This is a genomic window from Pseudomonas sp. zfem003 (assembly GCF_032621675.1).
Lineage (GTDB): Bacteria > Pseudomonadota > Gammaproteobacteria > Pseudomonadales > Pseudomonadaceae > Metapseudomonas > Metapseudomonas otitidis.
The window spans coordinates 320033-346198 of sequence record NZ_JAVYJG010000008.1 but is presented as its reverse complement, the minus strand read 5'-3'; the positions used below and the strand labels follow the sequence as shown (position 1 = coordinate 346198).

Below are 26166 nucleotides of genomic sequence, written 5' to 3'. Positions count from 1 at the left end.
CAGAAAAGGCGCCCGGAGGCGCCCTGTAGGGGTTGGTGGCTGGCGGTCAGGCGCCGGCGTTCTTATAGACACCGCGGTAGTCGATCCAGGCGGCGCCGAAGACCAGGCGGGCCTTGATCTCCATGCCGTCCACCTCGAAGCCCTCGCGGGTCTCGGTGAAGACGCCAGGCTCGCCCTCAAGGTAGGCGTACTCGAAGGTGTCCACGACGCCGGGGGCGGCGTAGAGGTACCACTGGTTGCCGGTGATCCGGGCGTCGACGATCACGATCAGCGAGGTGTTGCGGCTGTCGTTGATGTCAGCGTTCTTCGCCGGCACGTAGTTGGAGCTGGTGAACTGGTAGGCCTCCAGCTCCTTGTCCGGGCCGACCACCAGGTATTCCGGGCCGAGGTTGAGGTAGTGGCCGGCCTTGGATTTCTGCTTGCGCATCGCGGCGCGGGCGGCGGCCAGGGTGGAGGTGTTGATGGGACCGCCGCTGGCAGCCACGTTGCCGTGGGAGGCGTCGAACACCGGGTTGCCGTCGGTGAAGTTCGGGTTCCCCAGCAGCAGCGACCAGACCACGTCGGACTCGGTCTGCGCGGCGGCATTGCCCAGGGCCTGGGGAACACGCGACAGGGCGCCGAGGTCGTCGTTGACGATCGCTTCCCAGGTGATGGCGATGATCTTGCCGAACTTGGCCACCTTCAGCGGGGCGCCGTCCTCGCTCATGGTGCCGTACTTGTACTCGCCGTGCTCCTGCACCTTCTCCAGCGCGGAGATATCGCCCAGGGCGGCGCGGGTGACGGCGCGGAAGTCAGGGACACTGGTCTGACGGCCCAACGGGCGCCAGGTCTGCGGCGCCAGCTGGTAGGCGTCACGCAGGGTACGGTTGACGGTGCTGCCCAGCAGCAGAGGGAAGTCGCTGGTGGAATTCATGCCGGCGGCGCGCATGGCCTGGCGGTCACAGCCCAGGGCGGCGCGGGCGACTTCCTGCGGGGTCATGCCACGCACGCTGCCACCCACCTGTTCGATGGCCTCGCGGGCCATGTCTATCAGGCGCATGCCGCGGTACTCGCGACCGTCCTCCTCCAGCTTGATGGAGGAGTTGCAGCGATGGAGCAGTGCATTGAGCATCGCGGAGCGCTTGGCCAGCAGGACGCCCTGGTCCTGGCCGCCGGTGGGCAGGGTGTTGCGGGTTTCCGGCTGGTCCTTCTGCTGACGCTCGGCCAGCTTGTCGAACATGGCGGCGCTGGCTTCGGTCGTCGATACGCCCCGGGCTACGAGGTCCTCGGCGAAGTCGTCATCCAGGCCCGCCTTCTTGGCCATGGTGCGGATGGTTACGCCGCGCTTGCGCTCGGCCTCGGCTGCTTCACGGCGGATCAGCTCTTCGGCCGCGCGTTTCTCTTCTTCGGTCATCTCGGTTTCCTCTTGGGGGTTGGCCACGGCGGCCGGTTGGTCGGTAGGCGCTTCGGCCTCCCGAGTTTCGAAAACGGTGTTGAAGCGCTGGCCGTCGTATTCGGCCGGCGTCTTGGCGCTGCGGACCTTGGCTCCGTCGTCGAAGCCGACGGGGACCAGGGAGAGCTCCATGGGCTCCCAGTCCACAGCACGGTAGAGGGGCATGGTGTCGTCGCCGCCCTCGACGAGGACGTAGCGGTGCACGGTGTAGCCGACGCTGATGTTGCGGAGGATTCCGTCCTTCACGTCGCGGAACACCTCGTCGGCGTCTTCGCGCTGGCTGAAGCGAACAAGGGCCTTGCCCTCCCCGTTCTCCAGCCAGGCCCGCTCAACCACGGCCAGCACGGAACTGAGCTCCCACTGGTTGTGGACGTTGAGCAAGGGTGCTCCGTTGTTGAGGCGGTCGAGCTTGACGGCGGAGTCGCTGACTTCCAGCTCCTCCAGGTAGTAGCCCACGTCCCAGTTCCAGCGGCGCCCTTTGGCGCCGGTGGTCCAGACCAGCTCTACGGTGCGGGCCTCGATGTCGACCGTGTCCGGCCTTACCGCGGCGCGCAGCGTGAGCATGGGGGTCTCATGCGTCTTGTTGGTCGTCTGCGGCATTTTTCGGCTTCTCTGTGGTGGTGTTGGTGGCAGCCGCTGCCGATCCAGCCGCGAGCACCTTGCGGGGGTCGCAGTCGAGGATCAGGCCGAGCTCGTCGAGCAGGGCGTTGGCTTCCTGGATGTTCTTGGCGTGGGCATGGGGATCGGTGATGCCCAGCTCGCGCAGGGCGTCCGGCCAGGTGACCAGGCCGTTGCGCAGGCGCTGCTTCACGGCCTCGATCTCGGACTTCGGATCGACCATCTCCCGGCGCGGCGGCGTCCATTCGGCTTTCACGTCCTCGAGCACGCCGCCTGGCAGCAAGGCCTGGGCCTCCATGAACCAGCGCCATACGCCGACGCACAGCTGGGGGATCAGCATCCGCCATTGCCACACGTCGACCCGGCGGGCGAAGTGCAGCCAGCCCATCCGGCCGCTGGAGAAGTTCACGCCCTTCAGGTCGCCGGTGGTGAGTTCGTAGGGAACCCCCAGGCCGACGGAGATGGCGTGCAGCCCCTGCCAGGCGTAGGAGTCGTAGCCGTTGAAGGTTGGCGGTGTGCCGAAGGTGACATCCTCGCCCTGGGCCAGCTCCTGGATGATCCCGGGCTCTACCCGTTCAACCAGGGGCGGCGGCTTGCGGGCGCTGGTAGAGCTGTCGTCCTTCACGACGAACGCGGCGAAGCAGGCGGCGATCTTGGCCTGCTCCATGACGGCGTCTTCCATCTCGTCGAAGTTGCGCAGGCGCTGCATCACCGGCGCGAACCAGCTGTAGCCCCTGGCCTGGCCGGGCCGCTTGGGCAAGAAGACGTGGATGACGTCTTCCGCCGGGATGCGCCGGGATGGCGAGGTGCGCCAGGCGCTGTTCGAGCCGGGGTGTTGGTCGAAGAGCCAGTAGGCCACCCGCTTGCCGATGGGGCTGAACTCGATGCCCTGGATGATCTCGTTGTTGCCGTTCGGGCCGTTCTTCTCCTCGTCAAGGAAGTCGGCCTCCAGGACCTGCAGTTGCATCGGCACCGGCAGGCCATCGGTGGACTTGCGCCAGCGGCGACGCACCAGCACCTCGCCGCCCTCCGGCACGGCCTCCATGATCTTGTGCTGCAGACCGTAGAAGTTCTCCAGGCCGTCGGCGTCGCAGAGCGTCTCCTCGCCCCAGGCTTTCCACAGGTCGACCAGCCTCTTGTTGGCGCGGGCGGACTTGGCCAGCGGACGCGGGACGATGCCGGCGCCCACTACGTTGTCGGCAATGCCGGTGATGGCCCGCTCGGCATAGGGGTTATTCCGGCGCAGGTCGCGCGCTCGGTTGCGCAGGCGTGCCAGGGCCGGGCCGATCTCTGCGTTCGCGTCGGTACCGCTGCTGCGCCAGCCATCGTTCCGACGCCCCTTGGCGGCACCTTCGAAGCGGCGCTCAAGGATGTCGATCTGCAGGTCCAGCTTCTTTTTCCGCAGGCGAGCCTCGGCGCGCTTCGCGGCCATGCCGGGAAGCAGGGTGTCGAGAAAGCCCATGTCAGTAGCCTTTGGAGAAGGAGGCGTAGCGGCGCCCGTGGTTGTTGTTGGCGTTGAGCCCGAGTTCGCTCTCCATCTGCCGGAGGATGCGCAGCATCTCGTCCGCGCTTCGGTAGGTGACGGAGCGATCGGCATAACGCACCTGAAGCTCGCCGCCGGCCAGGGCCGCCTTGAGCTTCTGGTACTGCTCGATGGTGTAGGTCATCAGGGTTTGCTCCAGAAGGAGGATTTGGCGCGGGGGCGCTCGTCGTCAGAGTTGGCGGCGTCGCCACCGGGCTGCGGTTGTTCCGCAAGTGCGTCAAGGTCCAGGCCGAAGCGCTGCTGGCTGATGCGCAGCGCGGCAATGGCGCCAACCAGGCAGTCGAGTGCTTCGTTGCGGCGGCCTTGGGCATCCCAGCGATGCACGCGCAAACCATTGACAACCTTGGGCACCTTTACCTCGGAGGTGAGTTGCCTGACCTCGCTTTCGTCGCAGATGTCGCTGTTGGCTGGCAGGTGGATCACGCCAGGCTGGCATTCGCCGGCCTGCGACTTTGCGGTATCGACCGGCAGCTTGAGGCGGCTGTAGATCAGCTCCTTGGCATTATCGGTACCGATCTCGGTCAGGTAGACCTTGGCCTTGTTCTTGGTGCGCGGCATGTTGGCGATTGGCTTGCCGTACTGGCTGGCACCCTTGGTCGGAATGACCCAGAGCAGGCCGTGCTTGCGGCTGGCGGCGTACACCTCATCGGTGTAGTGGCCGCCGGAGTCCCAGCCCCACCGATCAACCTTCATCACTAGGCCGTCCGCACGGGTGAACTGCCGTTGCAACTCGATGCCGGCCTTGCGCTGCAACTCCTCGCTGGCCGGGTCACCCATGAGGATGAAGCGGTGAACCAGCCAAGCCTCTTCGCCTTGGCCAAACGCCCAAACACGGCCTTCGAGGCGGTCGTCTTGGGTGTCGATGAAGCCGGTGAGCACCACGGCACGCAGCGGAACCTGGCCGGTCCACACCTCGCGGCGCCCATAGAGCTCTTCCCAGTCGACCTTGGCCTGAATCTCCTCCCACATCTCGCCAAGCGTGGTGTTTGTAAAGGTGATCAGCTTCTCGCGGTCGCCTTTGATCTTCAGCCACTCCTCGGCGATCTTCAGCCAGGCCGACCAAGTGCTGTAGATAGCCCAGCAGTAGAAGGCGACGGACTTGGGCGTGCGAATCGGCTGGTCGTCCTTATCGAACCAGTCCATTGAGTCACGCGTCCAGATGCCAGTGACATCGCAGATCCAGCGGCCGTGCGGAGCCGCTGCCACCATGTCCTGATGGTAGAAGCGCTCGGCGCAGCACTCGCACACGTACCAGGCTTTTGTGGCCTGACCGAGCTCGTCCTTTTCCCACTTGAGGCCGTAGCCGCAATCCTTGCCACCAAACTTCAGCGTTTGCTCGTGCTGGCAGTGCGGGCAAGCCACGTAGAAGCGCAGGCGGATCGGCGATTCTTCGGCGGCCTTGTTGATCTGGCAGCTGCCGGCCTTCTTGGGCGTGGAGCCGCGGATCGACTTCGGGTAGGTGGCGCCTTCGAGGCGTTTGTCACCCAGGGTGACGGCATCGCCCTCGCCCTCGATGTCCGGGTCGAAATTCGACAGCTCGTCGTAGATTGCTTCGTCAGCCGAAAGCTCGCGGTAGTTACCCGATGCGGTACCACCGCGAATCCACAGGCTTTTCCGGTTCGAGAAGGTCTTTGCTTCGATGGTGTTGTCGCGGTGCTTCTTGCCAAACCAAGGCGCCAGGTCCTTGATCACAGGAACATCGCGGATCATGCCATCGACGTGACGCTTGCTGATGCCCTTTGAATCAGTGTCCGTTGGGCTCCACATCACGATGTTGCGGCGCTTGTGCTGCAGCTTGTAGCCGATGTTGGCCATCAGAAGCTTGGTGTAACCGATCCGCGCCGACTTCACGAAGTTGACTACGGCGATCAGGTCATTGCCCATAGCGTTCAGGATGGCGACCTGAAATGGGTCAGTCGTCCACTTGCCTTCGTGATACGAAGACTCGGACGACATGTAGAAATGTTCGTCGGCCCACTGAACCGCGGTCATCGGCGGTTCTTTATACAGGCCCTGCAGCCCTAACCGTACGGCTTTGCCGAGGTCACTGATCCAAGGTTGCAAGGTACTCATCGAGGTATCCCGGGATTTCGTCGCCGAACTGAGAGGCGATGTTGCGGGCCAGGGCGATCTCGCGCTCCGTGGTTTCGAGTATCCGAGCGTCGATGTCCGGGTGGCGGCGGCTTACGGTCTTGCCGACGGTTTCGAGTTTGGAACCTATCTTCGAGGCGATTTTCTCCAGGGCGAACGTGACGAAAGGCGCTGGTATCAACAGTTTGTCGTTCACCTGGTTCTTCTGCTCGACCGCGTAGGCCTGGGCCGTGGTGAGACGCAGGCGCTCCTGCATCAGCTTGTACTCGATCAGCGGATCGATAACCTCGCCATCTGTACCGCTGGGTTGGTGTTTCTTTGCCGCGTTGTCGAGGCGGTTTTGCACCACATCCTGCACGCGATAAAACGCCTCGCGACCGATGCGGGCGATTGGCTCAACGCCCCATTTATCAAAGGCTTGCGGGGAAATGCCGAGCGACTTCGCCATCTCGGATTTGTTCAACCATCCCGGCTGCCTGGTTGTTTCGTTTTTGGCCATGACTAAACAACAACCAACCCCTGAAAAAAGGTCATACATAGATGTCGAGCGGGGCTCGAATTACCCTCATAGACCACCCCCTCCGGGAGGACCCAAACCCATAGGGGCAGCCTATCGACGGCGGGTCGCCAGCGCCTGGGCCAAGGCCTTGCGGAACTCCTCGGGCAGCACGCGTGTAGCCGTCTCGTCCGCGATCTCGAAGAAGCTCAGGGCCTTGCGGTAGGTGGGCGTCTTGCCGACGAAGGCCATCACCAGCTTGAGGCCAGCCCTGCCCTTGCCTGTACGCTCGGCTACGGCGAAGGGCTTTCGGTTGGTGTCGTGCATGACGAAGTAGCGCTTGCCGTTGCCCTTGGCCCGGCTGCGCTTACTGCCTGTGGCGTTGGCCTTGTAGCCCTCCTCAGAGTTGAGGGAGGCGCCCGACCTGATCTTCGAAAGCAGACCTCGCGGCATGTTGCCGTACTGGTCGAGCTGGGCATCACGCCCAGGTACCACGTACTGCCCCTGCGAAAGGATGCCCTTGCGCCTGAGCATGGAGTCGATGCCCTTGTGGCTTCTCGGTCCGCCGAAGATCTCGGGCGTCAACCACGCCGAGGCAGCCCTACCCTTGCCCCATACGCCCTCGCGCCCAACCAGGTTGCCCTGGCCGTTGCGAGTCCTCCCGTCCTTGATCCACACCCGCGCCTGAAGGCGCTGCTTGGTCGCAGGCTCGATGAAAAGGCTATTGAGGGTGGCCGGCGTGGGCCGGTCGAACACGGCCGACATCTCGGCCCGGATGTCCTGAGCCACTACCTGGGCGGTACGAGTCAGGGCCAGTGCAGTGGCGAACGGAAGTTGCCGGCGCTCCAGATCGGTGAGGTTGGCCAGGGCCTGCTCCAGCCCCTTCGACGAGACCGAGAACACCTCAGCCCCTCCTTCGCTCAACACCCGACCATGGCCGCTCCCAGTCCACTCGCAGGAACGCAGCGACGTTGCCCCTGGCGCGGTAGAGCAGCGCCGCCATCACCAGCAGCAGGCACACCAGCCAGGGCGAGACAGGCGCCACCGGCTGGCCGCAGGCGCTGTACAGCACCACGCTCAGGGCGTAGCAGCCGCTGGAGGCGCTGAGCACCCATGCGAGCAACGAGGGCACGGCCTTGTACTGGTGCCCATCCGGGCGCCACAGGACGACGCGGAGCGAGATGGCGGCGCAGATCACGGCGGCCACCAGGGCCCATGGGTCGACTGTGAACAGGGTGCTAACCATTGCCGTTTCCTCCAGAGCCAGGGCGAACCCAGCTCATCACCGCGCGCAGCCAGGCCGGCGGCTGGCCGCCGCGCACCCAGTCCGCAACGCTGATCAGCGCCGTGACGATGAGCGCACCAGAGACCAGCGCCGGCAGGCCGCTGTAGGTGGAAAGGCCGCGCCCCACTACCTCAGCGGCCACCAGGTAGCCACCGATCCAGGACACGACGAGATAGGCCAGGCGGGCGAAGACCGAAAGGTCCCGGGCCCAGGCCACGAAGAACAGTGCGCCGCCGACGGCGCCGATCACTGCGTTGAGGTCTACGCCCGGGACCAGGCTTGCAGCCGTGATGCCCAGGACGGTCGGTGCTGCTACTGCGAGGGCAGTGCTGCTGGGCTCGGCCATATGGATCTCCATGAATAAAAGGGCCCGCGTGGCGGGCAAGGGCGCCGATCAGGGGCTGGGGAGAAGGGGGGCGACCGGCGCAGAGCAATGCTTGTGCTGAGGCAGAAACGAAAAAGCCCCGGACCAATGCCGGGGCTTTCACATTCTCATCAGGCGTAATAAGACGAGGATGGCGATAATTTCGGCCACTCGGTCATGAGTGTCAAGCGGCCTCGTCCAGTAGCACGCCCTCCGCCTGTAGGATCTCCTCGGCCAGCGCCAGGGCCTGGTCAACCATCTGCTCCAGGTCCTTCGCGATGTTCGCCCGCCAGCGCCGCCGGGTACGCTCCGGGGTGCCCTCGTTGTCCCATGCGGTCATGTCGTAGAAGCGCGCAGGCAGCACGATCACGTCGGTGGACCGCTTCACCTCCAGCCGGCCCTGCCGTCCAGCGTCAGCCTTGACGCCCCTCAGCTGCGGGATTGCCCAGGCGGTGATCGCCTTCTGCCGGAACAGCGCCGAGGCCGGCGAGTTCACCACCGGGAACAGCGCCGCAATGGCGTTCAGGCGGCGCGCCCGGTGGGTGCTGAACCTGGCCACCAGCACATTCCACAGCCGGGGCGGCAGCTGGCTGTGCAGCCGCGCGTGCACCCAGCAGTCCGCCTCCATGCGGTCAGCGGGCGATACGCTGGGCCGACGGCCCGACCTCAATGAATTGTCGATCAGGCGCTGCCAAGCCTGCTTCGCGGTGTTGTCGATGCATTCAGCAGCGAGGGCGGAAACCACTGCTGCGAGCACTCCTGTGTAGATCATGGGGTTCTCCCTCAGTCTCCAGTCCAGTTGCCCCCGCCGATCCCGGCGGGGTTCTTCTTTCCCGTGTAGTCCGCTTGCGGTCCGCCAGTCGGCCTCTCGCTTTCGTAGTGAGCGAGTAGGCGGTTGGCCCGGTTGAGCCGGAGCCTCAGTTGAATCACCAGGTCCTCGGCGGGCAGCGCCTCGCCGGTCTCCCTGTTCACCAATCCGGCGCCGTTGCAACTGGCGCACGGCATGTCGTGCCAGATCCCTCGAATCCATCCAGCCCCTGCGCAGGCTGAACAGCCCGCCAGGTTGATCACCTCAAGCCGGCGCGCCGGCCCGTGACGCTTCTGGATCACTCCTTCACCGCCTTGGTGGGCGGCAGAGCCATGTACCCGTTGATCACCTCCATGGCCGCGTTCACGCCACGGCAAACGATGGCGAGATAGCCCTGCAGCTCCACCGCAGCCAGGAACGCCTGCTGAGTCGCGCTCACCGGTGAATCGTGCGGGGGCGTAGCCTTGAACTCGATGTACAGGCCGAAGTACCCGCCACGGGCCATCGGCAGCACGATGTCACTCACGCCTGCCTTTACCCCCTGACCCTTCATCTTCGCCGCCACGGCTTTCACTCGATGCCCACCATTGGGGACGTGGAACGCCAGGCGGCCGGCCACCGGGTGCGCCAGGGCCAGCCACTTGAACAGCGCCGCCTGCTCCTTCCCCTCGTAGTCCACGGGCGGAGCGCGGAATGCCCTCGTCGAGACGTTAGCCACGGGCCGCCCTCCTCTGCTCACGCTCTGCCCAGGCCGCCGCGCCGAGGGCGCTGGGCAGCCAGCACAGCACGGTGCCGGTCGGGTTGATGAGCCGGTACCGCCAGACGCGAAAACCGTCCTGATCCCCCATCTGCGCCTCGATGGCCCAGCCGTCGGCGCGCTGCACGCGGTGATCGCCCACCTGCCGCCAGCCGCGCTCGGCCAGCTCGGGAAACGACATCCGCAGGGTGGTGCTGTAGCCGTCCGGGTGGCGGCGGTGCGACCGCGCCAGGTTGCGCATACCCCGTCTCATGCCATCACCTCCGGGCCGTCCAGCCAGGCCAGGAAGCCGGCGGGGATCTCGTGGCCTCCAACGGCCAGGATCTTGGCGCACTCCGCCAGCAGGTCCGCCTCGGTGCCGTAGCGCGCTACGAATCGAGCCTTGTTGTGATGTAGCGCGACACCCTCGCCACCGGTCTGGTGGTGCGGGCCGCACAGGGGCAGCACGTACCAGTGCGCGTGGGGCTTCGTCCGACCGTCCACGTGGTGGATGCTGCAGTACGTGTTCACGCCTCGGCCGTCGTGGCGGCAGGCGATGCACCCCACCTCGTTCACCAGCAGGTCGTGCCAGTGCTTCTGCTCCTTGGTCACAGGTCTGCTCTGCATCATTCCTGGAACCTCACAGCCTTCACGCGCGAGGCGATGTTGCGGCGCACGGACCGGGAGCACTGCAGGCCAACCTCGGCGCAGTACCACCTGGCGTAGGCGTATTGGGCCTGGCGCTTGGTGCTGTTCTTCACGACCAGCTCCGGCAGGCTGCCGATCTGGCAGAGGTATGCATACCCGTTCATGCCGGCACCCCCTGCGCTTCCTTGTGGGCCTGGATCAGCCCGGGGATGTCCTCGCTCCGGTCGGTGTAGGCAAACGGAGCGCTGCCGCCCGGGGCGGTCACGGTGTAGCGGTTGTTCGGCAGGCGGCAATGGGCCACGGTGTAGCCGCACGGGGTTTCCCAGCAGTTGGGCACGCCGCGCTTGGCGCGCCAGCGGAGTTGCTCAGCCATTGGCCACCTCCCGGCGCGCGCTGTCCCAGTCGAACACCAGGCAGATCCCGCCGTTCTCGCGCAGGCGGTCCATCACCCGATCCCCCAGGGCCCTCTCCAGCTCGGCGGGCATCAGGTTCGAGATGATGACCGTGGGCTTCTGCTGCTCGTAGCGGCCGTTGATCACGTTGAACAGGGTCGCCTGCTCGAACTCGGTCTGCTTGGTGGCGCCGATCTCGTCGATCACCAGCAGGTGTGGCTGGGTCAGGCTCTCGTAGGCCTGGGCCTCGGTGTAGCTGGAGGCGTTGTCGAAGGCGCCCTTCACGTACTGCATCAGGCTGTACAGGGTCCGGTAGACGGCCATGGCGTTCAGCTCGCGGATGACGAACTCGCAGATGGCCGAGGCCAGATGGGTCTTGCCGGTGCCGACGTGGCCAACCAGCAGCAGGCAGCGGCCATCCTCGTAGTTCGCCCGGAACTGCTCGGCGTACTGCTTGCACACCGCCATGGCGGACGCCTGGCCCTTGTTGGCGGCCCGGTAACTGGCGAAGTCCTTGCCGGTGAAGCGCGGGGGGATCATCGCGGCACCCAGGCGCTTCTCCAGCCTGGCGCGGCTGGTGCGCTTGCGCTCTTCGGCCGCCTCAAGCGCCTCGCGCTCGGCCCTCGCCTCGTCGGCGCAGACCGGGCAGCCGGTCGCCTGGTCGCTGTGCTTGGTGATTCGGGCGATGTAGTCGCCGTGGGTCTCGCATCGGGCCGAGTGCTTGGAAATCACGCCAAGGCGGGACTCCAGGCCGTCAACCGTCAGGTCAGAAGCTGAAAGAGCCATCTGCGTTGGCCTCCAATCCGATGGTGTAGTCGCGCTGCCCGGTGAAGCCGTGGTGGTTGTCGAGCAGCTCCGGGCCTACCTGGTCTTCCCAGCGGCGCTTGTTGAGCCAGGTGGCGGGGTGAGGGATGTAGTGACCGGCGTCCTTGCGCCATTCGACGCTGCGCACGTGCTTATCGAGTGCGGCGAGCATCTGGCCGCGCAGCTCCGGGCTGGGCTTGAGCTTCGCCCAGGCCTTCTCGGCGTCGACCTTGGATTTCTTCTTCGGGTAGCGCATCCAGAACTCGGCGAAGCCCTCCAGGGCATCAGGCTTGGCCGGCTTGGCTGCGGAAGGGGTTGCCCCTTCGCTGGGCGGGTTAGTCACGCCCCCTTCAGGGGGTAGGGGGGGAAGCTCTTTGCTCTTGCTCTTATCTGTATCTTCTTCTTTATCTGTCGTGACATTGCGTGACTTGTCGTGACTGGCACCTGCTTCAGCCTCCGCACGCTCCCTCTCGCGCTGCTCACGCTTGCGCTGGGCAGCAGATTTTGCGCCGGTTTGAGCGTCGCCGGCATCCTCACGCTTGGGCTGCCGCTTATCCCATCCCGCAATCGCCATTCCATCCAGAACACGCCCCTGCATGGCCTTTAGGACGGCATCGACCTGGACGTCATCGACATCGAGCGCGCTGGCAAGATCTTCCGTCGTGACAGATGCGTGACCGCGCGTGACAGCGCGTGACGCATCCACCAGCAGGTGGAGGTAGATGGCCTGCACCAGAGCGATAGGCTGGCCGGACACCCGGGCTATGGTTCGCCACTTCGGATCGGTTGGCATGTCGTGCCAAAGGCGAAGCCACTGGTTGGCCATCTCACACCACCTTGAGCTGCTTCGGGCTCTGGTCGAGAACGCGCTCAGCCGCCCGGCGCAGCTCACTGCAGCGGCTCTCCGCCGCGCGCAGCGTGTCGATCATGGCGGGCAGCAGCGGCACATCGTTGGCGTCGATCCGCCCATCGGCCAGCACCTGGCCGCAGGCCTCCACGGTGGAACCCATGCGGGTCACCAGTTGGCCGAACGCGGTCACGGGGCAGGCATCGCCACCCAGCTCACGAACCGCCAGCAGGCCGTAACGGCTGGCCAGCTCCTGCAGGCAGCGCTCCCGGTATTCGGGCTCGAGGGCTTCGACCCAGGCCTCTTCCAGCCAGGCCGGGAAGTCCACCTCGGCGGCCAGCCAGCGCTGCACCCGCTTCAGCCAGGCGCTGGTGGCCTTCATGTACTCGGCGGCGCCGATGCTGGTGTCGCTCAGATCCGGCACCTTGCGGGCCTCGGCCTGGTCGCCCAGGGTCTGCAGCAGAAGGGTGTTCAGCGCATGTGCGAAGTGGTCGGTCGAGAACGACGTGCGCGCGATCTGCTCCTGGGCGTGCGCAATCAGCACCTGGTCCCGGCTGCAGTGTCTCGGTTTGGACGGTGTCATCTTGATCTCCTGGCCCTATCGTGGAGCCATGGATGAAGGGGTAAGGGCGAAAACGGATCAGGACGCCAGCTGCTGCCACGGGAAGTCCGGGCAGAGAGCAGCCTTACTCACCAACCCGCCACTGAGCTTCTCCAGCTCCAAGGCGCGCTTCGCGGGCACCGGGCGCTCTCCCGAGCACCACTGACTGACGGTCGGGGCTTTGACGTCGAGCTTGCGAGCTACCTCGGCCTTGCTGCCGACGATGCGCACAACCTCCTCCATCGCTTTGGTAGGGGACATTCGAGTGTTCTCCAGAGGAACTGGAGAACAAGATAAGGCATTAGCTAATGCGCAAGCAAGCCATTGCCTAATCAGCGGACGATCTGGACAAATTAGGCAATGCTTACTGGAATCGAACTGGGCGCGGCGATTGAATCGGCTCGCCTGAAAAAGAACGTCACGAAGAAGGCCATGGCCAGCGCTTTCGGCGTTGCGCCGCCTTCCGTGCAGGGCTGGGTCAACACCGGTCGGATCGACAAGTCGAAGCTGATCCAGGTGATCAGGTACTTCAGCGACGTTGTGGGTCCTGAGCACTGGGGCCTATCCAGAGACGACAACGACCTGCTGCAGCTCGATGACGATCTGAGTTCGGCTGCTCCGCAGTCAGCCGCCGACATCGTGCGAGCCATGCTTGAAACCAAGGCCGGAAAATCGATCTCGCCCGAGGCGCGTGAGCGTCTGCTGATCGCGGCCGATGAAGCCCAGCCCACCAACGTCATCACCGCCGACTTCTCCCGCCGCCCCATCCGTGGCGATGAGATCCGCATCGCCCACTACGACGTGCGCGGCGCCATGGGCAGCGGCAAGCTGGTGCGCGAATACCCCGAGATGCTCCGCGACGTCACCGTCAGCCAGGAGCACCTGCGCGAGTTGGGGGTGAAGTACAAGGACCCGGCCCACCTGAAGATGATCACCGGCGACGGGGAGTCGATGGCGCCGACCATCCGGCACCTGGATCCGCTGATCGTGGACGCCAGCATCCGCGAGTTCACCGGGGACGGCATCTACGCCTTCACCTGGCAGGGGCTGTTCTACATCAAGCGCCTGCAGATGAGGGGTGCCGAGCATTTCCGCATGCTCTCCGACAACCCGCTGCACCCGCCGGAGGACATTCGGGTCGATGAGACCTACATCCAGGCCAGGGTGCTGCTGGTGTGGAATGCGCGACGAGTTTAGAGCTCAGCGAAAATGCTCCAAAGGTGTAGTGGCAGAATGCCCTTGTTTCGGCGTAGGCTTTCTACATTTCGCATGGAGCCAGCACCATGGATGTGATCAATCTGATGCTCAGCGGCGCCAACATAGCGCCACTTGTTTGGCGCCAGCTGCCGTTCGTTGCTTGTGCTAATATATCCAGGGCGATATAGTGTACAAGCTAGTAGTCCATAATGACATCGCACGTTTTGACCTTCCTCGCCTGATGGCGGAAGACGTCGTGACTGGCAGAAGAATCGCCACACTGCTTCAGCAGCTTCAAAACGATCAGGACAAGCTCGACAGAATGAGCACGCCTAACTGGGGCGGCAGCCCGGCTAGGCCAATACCAAGAAACGCCCCATTCAACGTAAAAATGTGGCGTTTCGCACAGGATCGAGGAATGAACCTGTGGAGACTTCGCGACTACCTATTAGTAAGCCAGGGGCGCGAGTACAGATTGGTTTATGCATTCTTCCCGCAAAAGCTGCTTTATGTTGCTTTCGCGGTGGTAGAAAAGGAATGGAATTATGATCCCAAGCACGCTATTTCTCAACGAATCTTTAATTCATACAATCAAGTCGAATACAACCTCTAAGGCTGCGCAAACTGGAACAAAAAACAATATTGCACGTGTTGTTTTTGAAAAGCCCGTCGCGAAAACCGCCTTAGAGATTGAGCACTCCGACTTTGATGCTTTTATGGAAGCACTTGACTCAAGTGCAGAACATAAAGAAGGAATGAAAGAAGCTCGACTTTGGGTTGCCGAACAACTTTACGCTGAGGAAGGAGACACAATTAAGTCATTAAGACTGAAGAAAGGTCTCACTCAGAAACAACTAGCGCAAATTATTGGCACCAGCCAACCTCAAATCGCAAAGCTTGAAAAGGGTCTTGGCGACCCGCTCCAATCAACTTGCAGGCGCCTGCGCGAAGCACTCGGAATCAGTGCTGATGAATTAGAGAAAGCAATGGATCGCCAAGTCGAACTTAACATGCGGAATGAGAGTTATGAATAGCAGGTTTGCTACAAGCTTGTTCTGCGACGACATAAGACAAGAAGTCAATGGAAAGCTTTCTCTTATTGGCGTCTATCAAGGTGTGCTATATGTAAGCGCATTTCCAGCTACACTTCCAAAGATTTGCTTCATTATTCACATTCACAGCCCGTTCAGCCAAAAATTTAACTCTCTTTCTCTGACAGCAAGGTACGACTCCAGCGTAGTTTCTGAAGTAAGCTTAACAGCAGAAGAGCTTAATTCTGGCTCTCAAGAGACACCACTTGAGGGTGAAGTTCCGAAGTACAGGATCGCTGGATTTGAGTTTATTGTCACACCCCTCATTCTAAATAGCGAAGGAAAGCTAGATATCGAAGTGCTGGCTGACGGCGAGTTAATTCCGTGTCCACCGCTATACATCAAAAAAGCTCCAGCAGACATGAGCCTAGTTTAGTCGAGCCCCGCCCAGTGCGGGGCTTTTTCATTCCGCCCTACACCTCATCCGGCTCCGCCTCTGCATCCTCCGTATCCACGTTCTCCCAGTAGGCCCAGGCCGCCTGCTCTGCTGCTGACTGCAGCCTGAACAGCAGGTCCTGGTTCTTCACGTCACCCATGTCCGGGTTGGCTGCCATCAGGTCGGCCACTTCCTTCCAAGCAGCTGCTGCCGCCATGGCCAGGCGCTGGTGGCGCTCATTGCTGGTCTCGTTCATCTCGGCCTCCGCTGGGGGTGGTTTTCGGTAGACCTGAGCCTGGGCCGCACGTTCCGGGCGCGTGCTGGTCTACCCTTCCAGCACCTACCAGAGGGAGCGCGCCATGTGCGGCCGAGTTGTCCAGGCCATGTCCTGGAGCGAGATCCACCACCTCCTGAACATCCACAGCGAGCCGCGGGCCCAGGCGGAGCCTCGCTACAACGTCGCGCCCACCACACACGTGCAGATGGTGCTCCCGCTCGATGACAGCGGCAGGCTGGCGCCGCTGCGCTGGGGGTGGCGGCCACACTGGGCGCAGGATCGCGCAGCGCCGATCAACGCCCGGGCCGAGACGGTGTCCACCAGCCGCTTCTTCCGCGCCATCTGGCCGCACCGAATGCTGTGCCCTATCTCAGGCTGGTATGAGTGGGTGGACGAGGGTGAGAAGCGGAAACAGCCCTATTTCATACGGCGCAAGGACGGCACCCCTACCCTCTGCGCCTCGATCGGCCAGGTGCACGACGAGCCCCACGAGGGCGATGGCTTCGTGATCATCACCGCCGATGCGCTGGGCGGCATGGTCGACGTGCACGACCGCCGGCCGGTGGCGTTCGCCCCGGAGCTGGCCCGGGAGTGGCTGGACCCGGCCACGCCCCGCGAGCGCGCCGAGCAGATGCTGCAGCACGGCGAGGGGCCTGAGGCATTCGAGTGGTACCGCGTCGACCGCGCCGTGGGCAATGTGCGCAACCAAGGCCCTCATCTGATCGAGCCCCTACCCTCGCCTCTCATCTGAGGCAACTGGCGAGCCGTTGGGCGCTGGAGGCATACTGGATATCCATCCAGCTTTATCGCCAACACCATGCACCTCCAGATCGACCAGCGGCTGCGCCTCTACCAGGCCGCCTTCCATTACCCCGTCCACATCTACGGCGACCCGGAGCGCTGGCGGCGCGAGCAGTTGCAGGCGGCAGATGAACTTCTGCGGGATGGGGTGATCGAGGCAGCCGAGTACCTGGACATGCGCGACGAGGTGCTGGCCGTTCACGCCTACGCAGTCGAGCGCACTGCCGAGGATGCGCTGGAAGCGACCGGGGTTTACGCCGTGCTGGATGCGTCCAATGGCGGCCCAGTCGGCCGCCTGGAACGACGGTACCTCAGCGCCGGAACCCGACCCGAACTGGACCGCCTCACTGCGATGCACGATGTGGATGGTCAGCTGCAGATGATGCGCGACCGCCGCGATCCGGTCGGCCCGGTGTACGGCCTGGAGTTCCACCACCAGAGCGGCAACCGTTACCAGTTCCAGCCGCTCGGCTTTTTCCACCTGGGTCGCATTGTGCCCGTCATCACCGACCCAGATCACCACCAGGTGGTTGCAGCGCTACTGCTGGCCGCGATTGAGTCGGGCGATCAGCAGCAGGCTGAGCTGTACAGAAAGCGCTTGCGGTGGTCGGAATTTCGCACCTGCAGCGCATGCCGCTGCCGTTTCGCACTTCGCGAGGACTGTGCCAGGTGTGGCGGCATGGGCCTGGTGCGCCAATAGGTCAGAACGCGGCGGGCTCCTCGTCCAGCGGCACCAGGTCCTCTCCCCTCTCCACCTGCAGCACCTCATCCCCCTCCGGCTCCCAGCGCAGCGTCACCGTGCCGTCGTCGTTGAATGTCATGTCGATGCCCGGCTCCTCGGCCAGCAGCTCCATCACCCCATCCCACGCCTCGTCCGTATCCGTGTCCAGCCGGTGAATCGTCACGCAGCGCTCCAGCTGCGACTTGGGCGCGTTGATCATCGCCGACACCCTCAAGCCCAGCCGCTCCAGGCTGGTGAGTTCGCGGCGTTCGGATTGGGTCTTCTGCTTGGCCATCGTGGCTGCCTCCTTTGCTGTATATCCATACAGTATTCGCTGTTTTTGCGTAAGGCAACGCCTTCTAAAGGCTAATGGCCACTCCAAGAAAATTAGCCAATGCCTATTTACAAATAGTTAGGCATTGGCTTATTTTGTTTTCACGCCAGCAGAACACCGCCGGCACACAAGCCGGGGACTCGCCGGCTACCACGGACCGAGGGAAGTCGGTTCCAGGCCCCGAGAGGGATCGACCTGCTCCATACCGGAGAGTTCTCAACCATCAGGCACAGAGGAGGAACCAGCCAATGCAGAAATGAGACCAGCCGACAGATCGGGTCGGCTACCCGCGATGCACTGCCCCTACCAAGCGGGCCGCCGAGCTGCAGGTAATCGCGAGGGAAACGCTGGACCAGATGACCGCCGCGCCAAATGCCGAATAGGGCGCGCCGCGATGGAAGCTCAAGGCCAACACGTACGCGGCGCCCGGCTATCGGCAGCAGGGGCGCCATACACCAGGAAGCATGGGTTGGTGATCTGAACAGCGGTAAAGGTCCGCGCCAGGGCATGACCGAGCATTGAGACGGCCCGGCCAGATCACCCAACCCATGCAGCCGAACCAACCAGGAGGTTGGCCATGTTTGAACGCATCATCTGCTGCGGCCACGGCCTCGGCATCACGACCGCTACCTACGAAGCAGGCGATGTACAGGGCATGGTCAGCTTCAACGCCAGCGAAACGCGAACCTGCGTCATGAGCACCATCGGCCCCATCAACGCGATTCGAGATTGCGTGCTCACCCATCGGCATCACGCCGCTCCAGGGCGCCGAGTGGTCATCGGCGAGCAGGTGATGGATTGCTCCTAATCCATCGGGCCCGCCGTCCGAGCGGTCCCAACCCTGCCGGCAGGACGCCGGCACAGCGCCAGGGATTGCACCACCTCGCACGACCGACTCGCCCCGCTCACACCGGGGCTTTTTTTCGCCTCCAGTCGACAGCACTCCCCCCGCGCCCATCGGCAGCCAGCGGGATGGATGAGTGCTGTCGAGTGCAGGCCAACCAATACGGAGAACGCCATGAACAGCCAGCGCAACCACCAGGTGGAAGAGTTCGCCGCCGAGACCCTCACAGATGCACTCACCCTCGCCGCCCGCCGCGGGTACGGCCAGACCGCACCCATCTTCACCCAGGTGTGCGGCACCTTGGCCGTGGTGCGCTTCGCTCGCAAGGGTGCGTAGATGATTTCCATGGCCGGGTTCAGCAGCCACGAGCAGCAGCGCAAGGCCCTGGGCTGTGCTGCTGAGCTGGACCCCGACAAGTACCCCAGGCGCTACGCCGCCGCCCAGGCACGCACGAAGAAGCAGCGGACCACGAACAGCCCGACCCAGCAGGAGCGCTACCGCGAAGAGCGGGAGCAGTTGCTGCCCCAGCTGCGGGCGCTGGCGCCCCACTACTACATCACCGAGGTAGCCCGGCGGATGGGCGTCTGCCGCAAACGGCTCGGCCGCCTCGCCGAGGAACACGGCATCCAGTTCGCCGGCCGCCATGGTTTCACGAAGAAGGCGCTGAGCGAGCTGGTGGCCCAGCACCAGGAGAAGCACGCGAATGGCAATGACATCGCAGCAGCGGTCAGCGAAAGCGGCTGAGCGCCGGCGTCAGCGGGGTGAGGAAGAACTGCGCCACCGGGTCCGGCCAGGCATCAAGGCAAAGCTGGCGGACCTCATGACCTGGCATGGCATCGAGGAGATATCCGAGGCGGTGCAGCTAATGACACTGAACCTGCACGCCCTCGGGCCGGAGGGATCGGCCCCGGCATTCGCCGTGCCGCGCCACGAAATCACGATATCGGAGAACGTGGCGCACAAGCTCCGCGCGACCGGCGCAGCAGAGGCTGAAAGGCTCGACCAGGAAGAGAGATAGCCCCCATACCCCACACCACCACACCGCACCAGCGGCGCGACCTCGTGCGCCCGGGAGAACGCATGTCACCTTACAGAATTACCGGGCCGGCGCAGATCGGCTTTAGTGGCGGCCGCTCCTCCGGCTTCATGCTCTACCACATCCTGGAGGAGCATGAGGGAGCCCTGCCCCCTGACGTGCATGTCACGTTTCAGAACACCGGCAAGGAGCGGCCGGAGACGTTGGACTTTATCCATGAGTGCCAGCGCCATTGGAACGTCCCCATCACGTGGCTGGAGTTCGACGGTATCTACGGTCAAGGCCTGAGCTGGAAGCGCGTGAGCTACGAGACGGCCAGCCGCAACGGTGAGCCCTTTGACCTGATGCTGCAGTACTACGCAGATTACAGGCGCATGGAGAAAGGCGAGCCGCCCATCCTTCCAAACCCGGTAAATCGAATGTGCACTGATCGAATGAAGATCAAGGCCAGTACCTGGTTTATGCGGGATGAGCTGGGCTTTGATGCATGGGACGCCGTCATTGGTATTCGCGCGGACGAGCCCCGGCGTTACCACCGAATGATGGCGGCAAACCAGAAAGGCTCGAACCGCTGGGACAACCTGACCCCGATGTATCACGCGGGCGTGCTGAAGTCCGACGTCAACGGCTTCTGGGCACGCCAACCTTTCGACCTCGGCATCGACTCTGATCTCGGCAACTGCGACCTGTGCTTCCTCAAGTCGCCCGAAAAGATCATCCGGGCCATCGTGGAAAACCCTGCGTGTGCTAAGTGGTGGATTGAGGCGGAGGAACGGTCCGGCCAGGTATTCAGAAGGGACCGCCCGAACTACAAGGCCCTGGCATGGATGGCTGATCAGATTGGCCGCCAGTTACCCCTAGAACTCGACGTCTCTGCAGACGAAGACTTGATCGACTGCATGTGCGGTGACTGACCGCTAGCAGACTTCTTCACCCCATCACCTGACTCTGCGCACTGCGCCGGAGGGATTCCCCGTGTCCAAGAACACCATCTCCATCGAAACCATCATGGACCAGGCCCAGGTCTTCGCGAGCGCCTGGTCCCTCGTCGGCGGACCGTTCGACCGCGGCAACCAGATACAGATCGCTGAGCAGGAGAAGGAAGCCCTGCACGAGATGCTGCAAGAGTTCTGCAGCAACACCGAACTGCGGGAGATCGCCGAGGCCCTGATCACCTGGCACGCCAGCAAGGTCCAGAAGCTTGAGGCGGTGCTCGACACCCCGGCGGATACCGAGATTCGCCTGGGTGAGAACGACCCCATCGTGCTCACCGGCGAGGCGCTGCGTGGCTTCCGTGCCGGCATGGCCGTGGCAAAGGAGTGGTTCGGCAAGTTCCCCCTGTCCATCAGCCATGGCGACGAAGAAGGTGGCGACGAATGAAGCGCATCTACCTCGCCGGCCCTATGACCGGGCTGCCCCAACTCAACTTACCCGCGTTCCACGCCGAAGCCGCACGCCTCCGCGCCCTGGGCTACGACGTGGTCAACCCGGCCGAGCTCAACCCCAATCCCAACACCTGCTGGCAGACCTGCATGCGGGTCGATATCCGCGAGCTGGTGACCTGCGATGCGGTGGCCCTGTTGCCGAAGTGGCACGAATCCAGGGGCGCACGGCTGGAGCACCAGATCGCCTGTGAGCTGGGCATGCTCCGTATCAACGCTGCGGATATCCGGGAGCCTGCCCCGGAGGTGTGCCATGCGTGAGCGTCCGATCCTGTTAGCCGGCCCCAGAGTCCGCGCCATCCTGGAGGGGCGGATGACGGTCATGCGCCGCGTGATGAAGCCGCAGCCCACTCCCAGCAACATGGGCGGCCATAGCTGGCCTTGCCCGATCCACCAGACGATGCTCCACGTCGAGCAGGAGCTGCAGAACGGCGAGGGGATTTGGGGCGGGCTGGCTGATTCTGCATGCCCACACGGAGCGCCAGGCGACCGGCTGTGGGTGCGGGAAACTTTCGCCACGTTGAGTGCTGGTCAGTACGAGCCGGTGAAGCCTGCGTGTGGGTATGGGCAAGAGGTGCGTTTTGCCGCGACTGACCCCCTTGCCGACTGTGATGTCGGGGTCCGCGGATACCCCTGGCGCCCCTCGATCCACATGCCCCGATGGGCCTCCCGCATCCTGCTGGAGATCACCGCCGTTCGTGTCGAACGGCTGCAGGACATCAGCGACGAGCAGGCTCTGGCCGAGGGCGTCGACCAAACCAACACCTCGATCCCCGGCTACGCGCGCCAGCGCTTCCAAGACCTGTGGGAATCCATCAACGGCGCCGGCAGCTGGGACGCTAACCCCTGGGTCTGGGTCGTCGAGTTCAAGAGGATCACGCCATGACCGCCCTCACCCCGAAGCAGCAGCGCGCCGAGCACGTCAACCAGGTGATCCGGATCATCGCGGATCACGGCCGCCGGTTCTTCTTCAGCGCCAGCCAGCAGCGTTACGCCAGCATGGAGGTCGACGAGCGTGGCCGTGTCTGGTTCATCGACGACCATTCGGGCCGGCGCGTCTACACGCATCGCACGCCATGGGGTGGCCGTTGGCGCGGCTTCACCCACGGCGGAACGCTCCGCGCCCTGGTGGAGGAGTTCCGCGAGTACATCCGCACCGGTAAGCAGCTGCACCCCTACTACCTGGGGCCAGAGCGCGAGCGCCTGACCGACGGGAACATCTGGGGCTATGCGCCTGAGGAAATGCAGAAGGTGCGCCAGCTGGCCGGCGCCATTCCCGTCTTCCGCCAGCAGGAGCAAGCGCCATGACCGGCCTAACCGTCTCCGCCGGCCAGCTCAAGTCCGAACTGGAATCCACCCTCGAACTGCTCCGCCAGGCAAACCGATACGTGGGAGTTAACCCCAGCATCGGCGCACAGCAGCTGAGCACCCGCATAACCGAACACATCGCCGCCATCAGGCGGAGGGAGAAGTCGTCGTGACCTTCCAGAGAGAGAGCCGCTACATCGTCGTCAAGCTCAAAGACCTGGCACCGGGCCAAGAGGCTGACATCAGGGAGCACCTTACCGAGCTGAGCGCGCAGCCGGTGGACAGCCTTGTCATCGAACGCGATTGGCCGGAGTACGAGCCAGCCTGGCGCATGATCCAGGCCAGAGTCGAAGGCGCCCCCCTCTCCCCTGCCCATATCGAGGATGGGGAAGAGATCAGCGTAGTCCGGGTGCCATCGTGCGAGAACAGCTACGGCTTCGGGTACGTGGACGGTAGTTGCCACGTCGATCTGCGAAAGTACCGCAACCACCTCGAAGACATTCTGGATGCGCTGCCGAACGACGAACCCCTGATGACTGTCGCCCTGCATCAGCGCATCGTCGCCGCGCTCTCCGCCCCGCCTGCTGCTGGGGTGCCGGAGGGGTCTGTGTACGTAGAGTGCCGCCAATGCGACGAATGCCAGCACTACGGGATCAATGACGCTGCTACAGGCCTGGCCGCGTGCCACGACTGTGACTGGACAGGAACCGATCCGGTAGAGGACAGGTGCCCAGGTTGCGATAGCACCAATTGCATGGCGGCAGCCTGCCCAAAATGCGGGGCCAAATACGCTCTGGTGGCCAGCGATGATGTAGCCGCCCCCACCCCGCCTGCATCCGAACAGCAGAGGGCGGTGGTGATGCCGGAGCGCAGAACCATCCTTGATCCGGCTGACAGATACTGCTGCAAGGAAGTCGCGTGCGAGGCATGGAACGATGCGATGGACGAACTCCTGCGCCTGAACCCGCATCTGGCCAAGGGCGAGGGGGTGTGAGATGGGCGCGCTATTGATTGCCAACGCAGGCACGCCACACGAGCTGACCATCAGCGTCTACCACGACAGGACCGGACAGTATTTCCGCCTCGACAACACACCCGACCGCACAGGATCGCAGCTTTGGCATGAGCTGCCCCGCGAATACGGATCTATCGCGGGATGCAAGCGTTACGCGGCACGGCTGTTCGGTACGCCGCAGAAATGGGAAGAGCCCACCCCGCCCCAGGAGAACGACCGATGAGCGATGTGAAGCGGTACCAGATTGGTGGCCGAGATATCCCCGCAAGTGCAGCCGTTTTTCTGCCCAGCGAGGTGGTGAGTTCTGCCGACTACGACGCCCTGCTGGCCGAGCTTGAAGGCGAACGCGAAAACGCCAAGGAATGGCTGACCGAGCACTACGCCCTTCAAGCCGAGCGCGACCAGCTCCGCGCCGAGCTGGAGGCCATCAGGGGGCAGCAGTCCGACGCGGTGAGCGTGCCGAGGGAGTTGCTGGACGTCGGGCATTTGATCCGCACCCAGGACAACCGCTGCACCGACGCCCCGCTCTTCGCCGTGATGAAGAAGCGCCCGATCGTTGCATCACCGGATCACGACTACGACTACATCGAGTGGGTGAACGTCGATAAAGATTATGCCGTGGCGAGTGAATTTCGAGCGCGCCGCCTGGAAGCGCTGTACGAGGGCTGTCGCGAAATTCCCGAAGGCTGGGAGCGCTTCGCGATGAAGGAGATCGATGTTTTCGTCACTGCCTGCTTCACCGAGCAGGGCTGTAAGGACTTCCTGGCGCGCGATGGCCACAACCACCGCAAGCCCTTCATCTACGCCTTCGGCAGCTACCGCAACGCCGAATTCCGAGCGGTTCGTGATTGGCTGGCAGCGCGTCCTTCCACCAAGAACGCCGAGGAGGATCAGCCATGCGACAAGTAACCGAGCTGGATTTCCGCATGCCGGAGTTCCGTAACGCCAAGGTCGAGGATTACGAGTTTCGCCAGGACGGGAAGCTGGTCAGGAAAGACCGCTGGGAAAGAGGAATCCACACCATTCGGGCGATCATCGGCCACGGCGGGCGCGAGTTCGAGATTGATGATGTCGTGGAGCAGGTGCGCGACGTCATGGGCGACTGGATGCGCGCAGTCCCGGAAGATTGGGATGAAATGGTCGAGTCGAAACACGTTGACCTGATGCTCGCGGACGGATCGATCCTGATCGAATGCAAGGCTGATGGCGACGCGTTTGAGTGGAATTTCGGCGTGGGGTTCTCACCCGAAGACATTGGCGAAACTGTTGAGCGCTGGAGAAGAAGCCGACCCAACAAGAACGCCGAGGAGGGGGAGTGATGGCAGAACACGAACCCTGCATCGGCCAGTCTGATGACTGGTACACCCCGCCGGAAATGCTGAAGGCCCTGGCTGTGCGCTTCGATCTGGACCCGTGCAGCCCAGGGCCGGATCACTGGGTGCCAGCGGATCGCGTCTACACCATCCACGATGACGGGCTGGCCAAGGATTGGAGCGGCTTCGTTTTCATGAATCCGCCGTTTGGTGGCCGCAACGGTCACGTCCCGTGGCTGGAGAAGTTTTTGGCCCACGGCAACGGAATCGCCATCGTGCGCGCCTACACGTCAAGCGCTTGGTTCCACCAACACGCCGTCAAGGCGCACGGCCTGCTGTTCCCACGAGGCAAGACCCAGTTCATCCGGCCGGACGGCAGCATCGGCAAATCGCCTGGTCACGGCGTTGTGCTGCTCGGCATGGGCGCCAAAGCCTGCGAGGCCATGAAGCAAAGCGGCCTGGGCTGGTACGTCGACCAGCGCAACCAGTAACCCACCCCTACCCCACAACAGCCTGCCGGCAATGCCCGGCGGGGAGGTATCGTCGTGTTCATGACATCGGAAGAAGTGGCCGCCCTCACTGGGCGGACGCGCCCCAGCGCGCAGATCCGCTGGCTTGAAGAGCGCCGTTTCGGCTATGTGATAGGTGCTGACGGAAGGCCGAAGGTGCTGAAGGACGTAGTCCTGGCCCGGCTCGGGTCGGCTCAGCAGCAAACGAGGGAGCCCAGGCTGCGCCTGACTGGCTCGTGAGGAGAGAGACATGCGTCCCAGGAAGAAGGACAGGCATCTGCCGGCGTGCATGTACCACAAGCACGGGGCGTACTACCTGGTGCGGAAGGGAAAGTGGATGCGCCTGGGTGACGACTACCAGGGCGCCCTGCTGGCTTACGCCCGGGCAACATCCCAGGCGGCGCTCGGGGGAATGGCAGAGCTCATCGACAGGGCAATGGCTCACCACGTCAAGGTGAAGCACCTGGCCGCGAACACGGTCGACCAGTACGAGGCGGCGGCCGAGCGGCTGAAGGACATCTTCGCTGAGTTCGAGCCACGCCAAGTCATGCCGAAGCACATCGCCGCCGTGAAGGTAGATCTCGCCGGCACCCCGAACATGTGCAACCGCATCCTGTCCGTGGCGCGCATCGTGTTCAGCTACGCGCTGGAGTGGGGAGAGGTCGATTCCAACCCCTGCGTCGGGGTCCGGCGCCACCATGAGGCGCGGCGCGACCGCTACATCACCGATGCAGAGTTCTCGGCCATCCTGGCGGCTTGCAGCCCCTACGTGCGCAACATCCTGGAGATGGCCTACCTCACCGGCCAGCGCATCAGCGACGTGATCAGCATCCGCCTGGCCGACATCTCGCCGGAGGGTGTGGCGTTCGTGCAGCAGAAGACCGGGGCGAAGCTGGTAGTGGCCATGACGCCTGACCTTGAGGAAGTGATAGCTCGCGCCAAGGCGCTACCGAGGAAGGTGCGCACGCTCACCCTGTTCTGCGCCCGCGCCGGCCGGCCGGTCTCGTACCACTCCATCAAGCAGGCCTTTGCGCTGGCCAGGGAGAAGGCTGGCGTGCCTGACGTGACCATTCACGATATCCGCGCGAAGTCCCTGACGGATGCCGATGCCGAGGGCAAAAACGCCCAGGCACTGGGCGGCCATAGCGACCCCAGAATGACCGCCAGATATCTGCGGGGGCGGTTGCCGAAGATCGCTCAGGCCCCGACAATGCCGGTCAAAGTGCGCTGAGTATTA

Annotated in this window: 43 protein-coding genes; 23 read left to right on the top strand and 20 right to left on the bottom strand. The window is 63.7% G+C overall.

Annotation, left to right across the window (positions count from 1 at the left end; translation table 11 throughout):
- Positions 1-46: 46 nt before the first annotated feature.
- From RTK35_RS21140 to RTK35_RS21055, 18 genes are all read right to left on the bottom strand, one after another.
- Positions 47-1996 (bottom strand): prohead protease/major capsid protein fusion protein, encoded by a 1950-nt coding sequence (locus tag RTK35_RS21140; RefSeq protein WP_316908916.1) that lies wholly within the window; start codon positions 1994-1996, stop codon positions 47-49.
- A gap of 7 nt (positions 1997-2003) precedes the next feature.
- Positions 2004-3512, bottom strand: coding sequence for a phage portal protein (locus RTK35_RS21135; RefSeq protein WP_316908915.1), 1509 nt, complete (start codon positions 3510-3512; stop codon positions 2004-2006).
- A 1-nt stretch (position 3513) separates the two neighbouring features.
- Positions 3514-3717, bottom strand: a complete 204-nt coding sequence (locus RTK35_RS21130; protein WP_172433352.1) for a phage head-tail joining protein — start codon at positions 3715-3717, stop codon at positions 3514-3516.
- Positions 3717-5666, bottom strand: a complete 1950-nt coding sequence (locus tag RTK35_RS21125; protein ID WP_316908914.1) for a phage terminase large subunit family protein — start codon at positions 5664-5666, stop codon at positions 3717-3719. Before RTK35_RS21125 ends, RTK35_RS21130 begins: the two co-directional genes overlap by 1 nt.
- A complete protein-coding gene (locus RTK35_RS21120; RefSeq protein WP_316908913.1) occupies positions 5638-6183 on the bottom strand; it encodes a terminase small subunit in 546 nt (181 codons plus the stop codon). The genes RTK35_RS21125 and RTK35_RS21120 overlap by 29 nt, the downstream gene beginning before the upstream one ends.
- Before the next feature lie 111 nt (positions 6184-6294).
- Positions 6295-7083 (bottom strand): hypothetical protein, encoded by a 789-nt coding sequence (locus tag RTK35_RS21115; protein WP_316908912.1) that lies wholly within the window; start codon positions 7081-7083, stop codon positions 6295-6297.
- Position 7084: 1 nt separating this feature from the next.
- Positions 7085-7426 (bottom strand): phage holin family protein, encoded by a 342-nt coding sequence (locus tag RTK35_RS21110; RefSeq protein ID WP_208272998.1) that lies wholly within the window; start codon positions 7424-7426, stop codon positions 7085-7087.
- Positions 7419-7811 carry a putative holin gene (locus RTK35_RS21105; RefSeq protein WP_208272989.1) on the bottom strand — a complete coding sequence of 131 codons (393 nt, stop codon included), beginning with the start codon at positions 7809-7811 and terminating at the stop codon, positions 7419-7421. The genes RTK35_RS21110 and RTK35_RS21105 overlap by 8 nt, the downstream gene beginning before the upstream one ends.
- A gap of 202 nt (positions 7812-8013) precedes the next feature.
- Positions 8014-8601 carry a hypothetical protein gene (locus RTK35_RS21100; RefSeq protein WP_316908911.1) on the bottom strand — a complete coding sequence of 196 codons (588 nt, stop codon included), beginning with the start codon at positions 8599-8601 and terminating at the stop codon, positions 8014-8016.
- Positions 8602-8935: 334 nt separating this feature from the next.
- Positions 8936-9355: a VRR-NUC domain-containing protein gene (locus RTK35_RS21095; RefSeq protein ID WP_316908910.1), complete on the bottom strand. Its 420-nt coding sequence runs from the start codon at positions 9353-9355 to the stop codon at positions 8936-8938.
- A complete protein-coding gene (locus RTK35_RS21090; RefSeq protein ID WP_279811220.1) occupies positions 9348-9647 on the bottom strand; it encodes a hypothetical protein in 300 nt (99 codons plus the stop codon). Before RTK35_RS21090 ends, RTK35_RS21095 begins: the two co-directional genes overlap by 8 nt.
- Complete coding sequence (locus tag RTK35_RS21085) at positions 9644-10000, bottom strand: Ref family recombination enhancement nuclease (protein ID WP_316908909.1); 357 nt, start codon at positions 9998-10000, stop codon at positions 9644-9646. Before RTK35_RS21085 ends, RTK35_RS21090 begins: the two co-directional genes overlap by 4 nt.
- Positions 10000-10185, bottom strand: coding sequence for a hypothetical protein (locus RTK35_RS21080; protein ID WP_316908908.1), 186 nt, complete (start codon positions 10183-10185; stop codon positions 10000-10002). Before RTK35_RS21080 ends, RTK35_RS21085 begins: the two co-directional genes overlap by 1 nt.
- Positions 10182-10394: a hypothetical protein gene (locus RTK35_RS21075; RefSeq protein ID WP_316908907.1), complete on the bottom strand. Its 213-nt coding sequence runs from the start codon at positions 10392-10394 to the stop codon at positions 10182-10184. Before RTK35_RS21075 ends, RTK35_RS21080 begins: the two co-directional genes overlap by 4 nt.
- Positions 10387-11199, bottom strand: coding sequence for an ATP-binding protein (locus RTK35_RS21070; RefSeq protein ID WP_316908906.1), 813 nt, complete (start codon positions 11197-11199; stop codon positions 10387-10389). The genes RTK35_RS21075 and RTK35_RS21070 overlap by 8 nt, the downstream gene beginning before the upstream one ends.
- Positions 11180-12043 (bottom strand): hypothetical protein, encoded by an 864-nt coding sequence (locus tag RTK35_RS21065; RefSeq protein ID WP_316908905.1) that lies wholly within the window; start codon positions 12041-12043, stop codon positions 11180-11182. Before RTK35_RS21065 ends, RTK35_RS21070 begins: the two co-directional genes overlap by 20 nt.
- A gap of 1 nt (position 12044) precedes the next feature.
- Positions 12045-12647: a hypothetical protein gene (locus RTK35_RS21060; protein ID WP_316908904.1), complete on the bottom strand. Its 603-nt coding sequence runs from the start codon at positions 12645-12647 to the stop codon at positions 12045-12047.
- 57 nt (positions 12648-12704) lie between these two features.
- Positions 12705-12926, bottom strand: coding sequence for a transcriptional regulator (locus RTK35_RS21055; RefSeq protein ID WP_160482701.1), 222 nt, complete (start codon positions 12924-12926; stop codon positions 12705-12707).
- A gap of 99 nt (positions 12927-13025) precedes the next feature.
- On the opposite strand from RTK35_RS21055, the gene RTK35_RS21050 reads away from it, so the two are divergent.
- From RTK35_RS21050 to RTK35_RS21035, 4 genes are all read left to right on the top strand, one after another.
- Positions 13026-13862 carry a helix-turn-helix transcriptional regulator gene (locus RTK35_RS21050; RefSeq protein ID WP_410478700.1) on the top strand — a complete coding sequence of 279 codons (837 nt, stop codon included), beginning with the start codon at positions 13026-13028 and terminating at the stop codon, positions 13860-13862.
- Positions 13863-14049: 187 nt separating this feature from the next.
- Positions 14050-14475, top strand: coding sequence for a hypothetical protein (locus RTK35_RS21045; RefSeq protein WP_316908902.1), 426 nt, complete (start codon positions 14050-14052; stop codon positions 14473-14475).
- Entirely contained in the window at positions 14408-14896 is a 489-nt protein-coding gene (locus RTK35_RS21040) for a helix-turn-helix transcriptional regulator (protein ID WP_316908901.1), read from the top strand. Before RTK35_RS21045 ends, RTK35_RS21040 begins: the two co-directional genes overlap by 68 nt.
- The gene (locus RTK35_RS21035) at positions 14889-15329 is read left to right on the top strand and encodes a DUF6941 family protein (RefSeq protein ID WP_316908900.1); all 441 of its coding nucleotides are present in this window, start codon (positions 14889-14891) and stop codon (positions 15327-15329) included. Before RTK35_RS21040 ends, RTK35_RS21035 begins: the two co-directional genes overlap by 8 nt.
- A gap of 37 nt (positions 15330-15366) precedes the next feature.
- Here the strand turns inward: RTK35_RS21035 and RTK35_RS21030 are convergent, their stop codons facing one another.
- On the bottom strand, positions 15367-15585 hold the full coding sequence (locus tag RTK35_RS21030) for a hypothetical protein (RefSeq protein ID WP_316908899.1): 219 nt from the start codon (positions 15583-15585) through the stop codon (positions 15367-15369).
- Between the two features lie 103 nt (positions 15586-15688).
- Between RTK35_RS21030 and RTK35_RS21025 the strand changes: the two genes are divergently transcribed.
- Together RTK35_RS21025 and RTK35_RS21020 are read left to right on the top strand one after the other, a co-directional pair.
- Positions 15689-16357, top strand: coding sequence for an SOS response-associated peptidase (locus RTK35_RS21025; RefSeq protein WP_316908898.1), 669 nt, complete (start codon positions 15689-15691; stop codon positions 16355-16357).
- A 66-nt stretch (positions 16358-16423) separates the two neighbouring features.
- Entirely contained in the window at positions 16424-17107 is a 684-nt protein-coding gene (locus tag RTK35_RS21020; protein WP_316908897.1) for a hypothetical protein, read from the top strand.
- A 1-nt stretch (position 17108) separates the two neighbouring features.
- Here the strand turns inward: RTK35_RS21020 and RTK35_RS21015 are convergent, their stop codons facing one another.
- Positions 17109-17423, bottom strand: coding sequence for a DUF1654 domain-containing protein (locus RTK35_RS21015; RefSeq protein WP_316908896.1), 315 nt, complete (start codon positions 17421-17423; stop codon positions 17109-17111).
- 616 nt (positions 17424-18039) lie between these two features.
- Here RTK35_RS21015 and RTK35_RS21010 point away from each other — a divergent pair.
- The 17 genes from RTK35_RS21010 (at position 18040) to RTK35_RS20930 (ending at position 26160) form a co-directional block, all read left to right on the top strand.
- Positions 18040-18270 (top strand): hypothetical protein, encoded by a 231-nt coding sequence (locus tag RTK35_RS21010; RefSeq protein WP_279811193.1) that lies wholly within the window; start codon positions 18040-18042, stop codon positions 18268-18270.
- A 210-nt stretch (positions 18271-18480) separates the two neighbouring features.
- Positions 18481-18642: a hypothetical protein gene (locus RTK35_RS21005; protein ID WP_316908895.1), complete on the top strand. Its 162-nt coding sequence runs from the start codon at positions 18481-18483 to the stop codon at positions 18640-18642.
- A gap of 9 nt (positions 18643-18651) precedes the next feature.
- On the top strand, positions 18652-19050 hold the full coding sequence (locus RTK35_RS21000) for a hypothetical protein (protein WP_316908894.1): 399 nt from the start codon (positions 18652-18654) through the stop codon (positions 19048-19050).
- Positions 19010-19324 carry a hypothetical protein gene (locus RTK35_RS20995; protein ID WP_316908893.1) on the top strand — a complete coding sequence of 105 codons (315 nt, stop codon included), beginning with the start codon at positions 19010-19012 and terminating at the stop codon, positions 19322-19324. The genes RTK35_RS21000 and RTK35_RS20995 overlap by 41 nt, the downstream gene beginning before the upstream one ends.
- A 62-nt stretch (positions 19325-19386) precedes the next feature.
- Positions 19387-20256, top strand: coding sequence for a hypothetical protein (locus tag RTK35_RS20990; protein ID WP_316908892.1), 870 nt, complete (start codon positions 19387-19389; stop codon positions 20254-20256).
- Positions 20257-20317: 61 nt separating this feature from the next.
- The gene (locus RTK35_RS20985; protein ID WP_316908891.1) at positions 20318-20722 is read left to right on the top strand and encodes a host nuclease inhibitor protein; all 405 of its coding nucleotides are present in this window, start codon (positions 20318-20320) and stop codon (positions 20720-20722) included.
- Positions 20719-21045 (top strand): DUF4406 domain-containing protein, encoded by a 327-nt coding sequence (locus RTK35_RS20980; protein ID WP_316908890.1) that lies wholly within the window; start codon positions 20719-20721, stop codon positions 21043-21045. The genes RTK35_RS20985 and RTK35_RS20980 overlap by 4 nt, the downstream gene beginning before the upstream one ends.
- Complete coding sequence (locus tag RTK35_RS20975) at positions 21038-21670, top strand: hypothetical protein (RefSeq protein ID WP_316908889.1); 633 nt, start codon at positions 21038-21040, stop codon at positions 21668-21670. The genes RTK35_RS20980 and RTK35_RS20975 overlap by 8 nt, the downstream gene beginning before the upstream one ends.
- Positions 21667-22092 (top strand): hypothetical protein, encoded by a 426-nt coding sequence (locus RTK35_RS20970; protein WP_316908888.1) that lies wholly within the window; start codon positions 21667-21669, stop codon positions 22090-22092. The genes RTK35_RS20975 and RTK35_RS20970 overlap by 4 nt, the downstream gene beginning before the upstream one ends.
- Positions 22089-22265: a hypothetical protein gene (locus tag RTK35_RS20965; RefSeq protein ID WP_208272946.1), complete on the top strand. Its 177-nt coding sequence runs from the start codon at positions 22089-22091 to the stop codon at positions 22263-22265. The genes RTK35_RS20970 and RTK35_RS20965 overlap by 4 nt, the downstream gene beginning before the upstream one ends.
- Positions 22262-23086: a hypothetical protein gene (locus RTK35_RS20960; RefSeq protein ID WP_316908887.1), complete on the top strand. Its 825-nt coding sequence runs from the start codon at positions 22262-22264 to the stop codon at positions 23084-23086. Before RTK35_RS20965 ends, RTK35_RS20960 begins: the two co-directional genes overlap by 4 nt.
- A 1-nt stretch (position 23087) precedes the next feature.
- Positions 23088-23330: a hypothetical protein gene (locus tag RTK35_RS20955; protein ID WP_316908480.1), complete on the top strand. Its 243-nt coding sequence runs from the start codon at positions 23088-23090 to the stop codon at positions 23328-23330.
- Positions 23327-24016, top strand: a complete 690-nt coding sequence (locus RTK35_RS20950; protein WP_316908886.1) for a hypothetical protein — start codon at positions 23327-23329, stop codon at positions 24014-24016. The genes RTK35_RS20955 and RTK35_RS20950 overlap by 4 nt, the downstream gene beginning before the upstream one ends.
- The gene (locus tag RTK35_RS20945; protein ID WP_316908885.1) at positions 24004-24426 is read left to right on the top strand and encodes a hypothetical protein; all 423 of its coding nucleotides are present in this window, start codon (positions 24004-24006) and stop codon (positions 24424-24426) included. The genes RTK35_RS20950 and RTK35_RS20945 overlap by 13 nt, the downstream gene beginning before the upstream one ends.
- A complete protein-coding gene (locus RTK35_RS20940; protein ID WP_316908884.1) occupies positions 24426-24911 on the top strand; it encodes a DNA N-6-adenine-methyltransferase in 486 nt (161 codons plus the stop codon). The genes RTK35_RS20945 and RTK35_RS20940 overlap by 1 nt, the downstream gene beginning before the upstream one ends.
- 60 nt (positions 24912-24971) lie before the next feature.
- Positions 24972-25169, top strand: coding sequence for a DUF4224 domain-containing protein (locus tag RTK35_RS20935; RefSeq protein ID WP_243899039.1), 198 nt, complete (start codon positions 24972-24974; stop codon positions 25167-25169).
- Positions 25170-25179: 10 nt separating this feature from the next.
- Positions 25180-26160, top strand: a complete 981-nt coding sequence (locus RTK35_RS20930; protein ID WP_316908883.1) for a tyrosine-type recombinase/integrase — start codon at positions 25180-25182, stop codon at positions 26158-26160.
- The last annotated feature ends 6 nt before the right edge of the window (positions 26161-26166 follow it).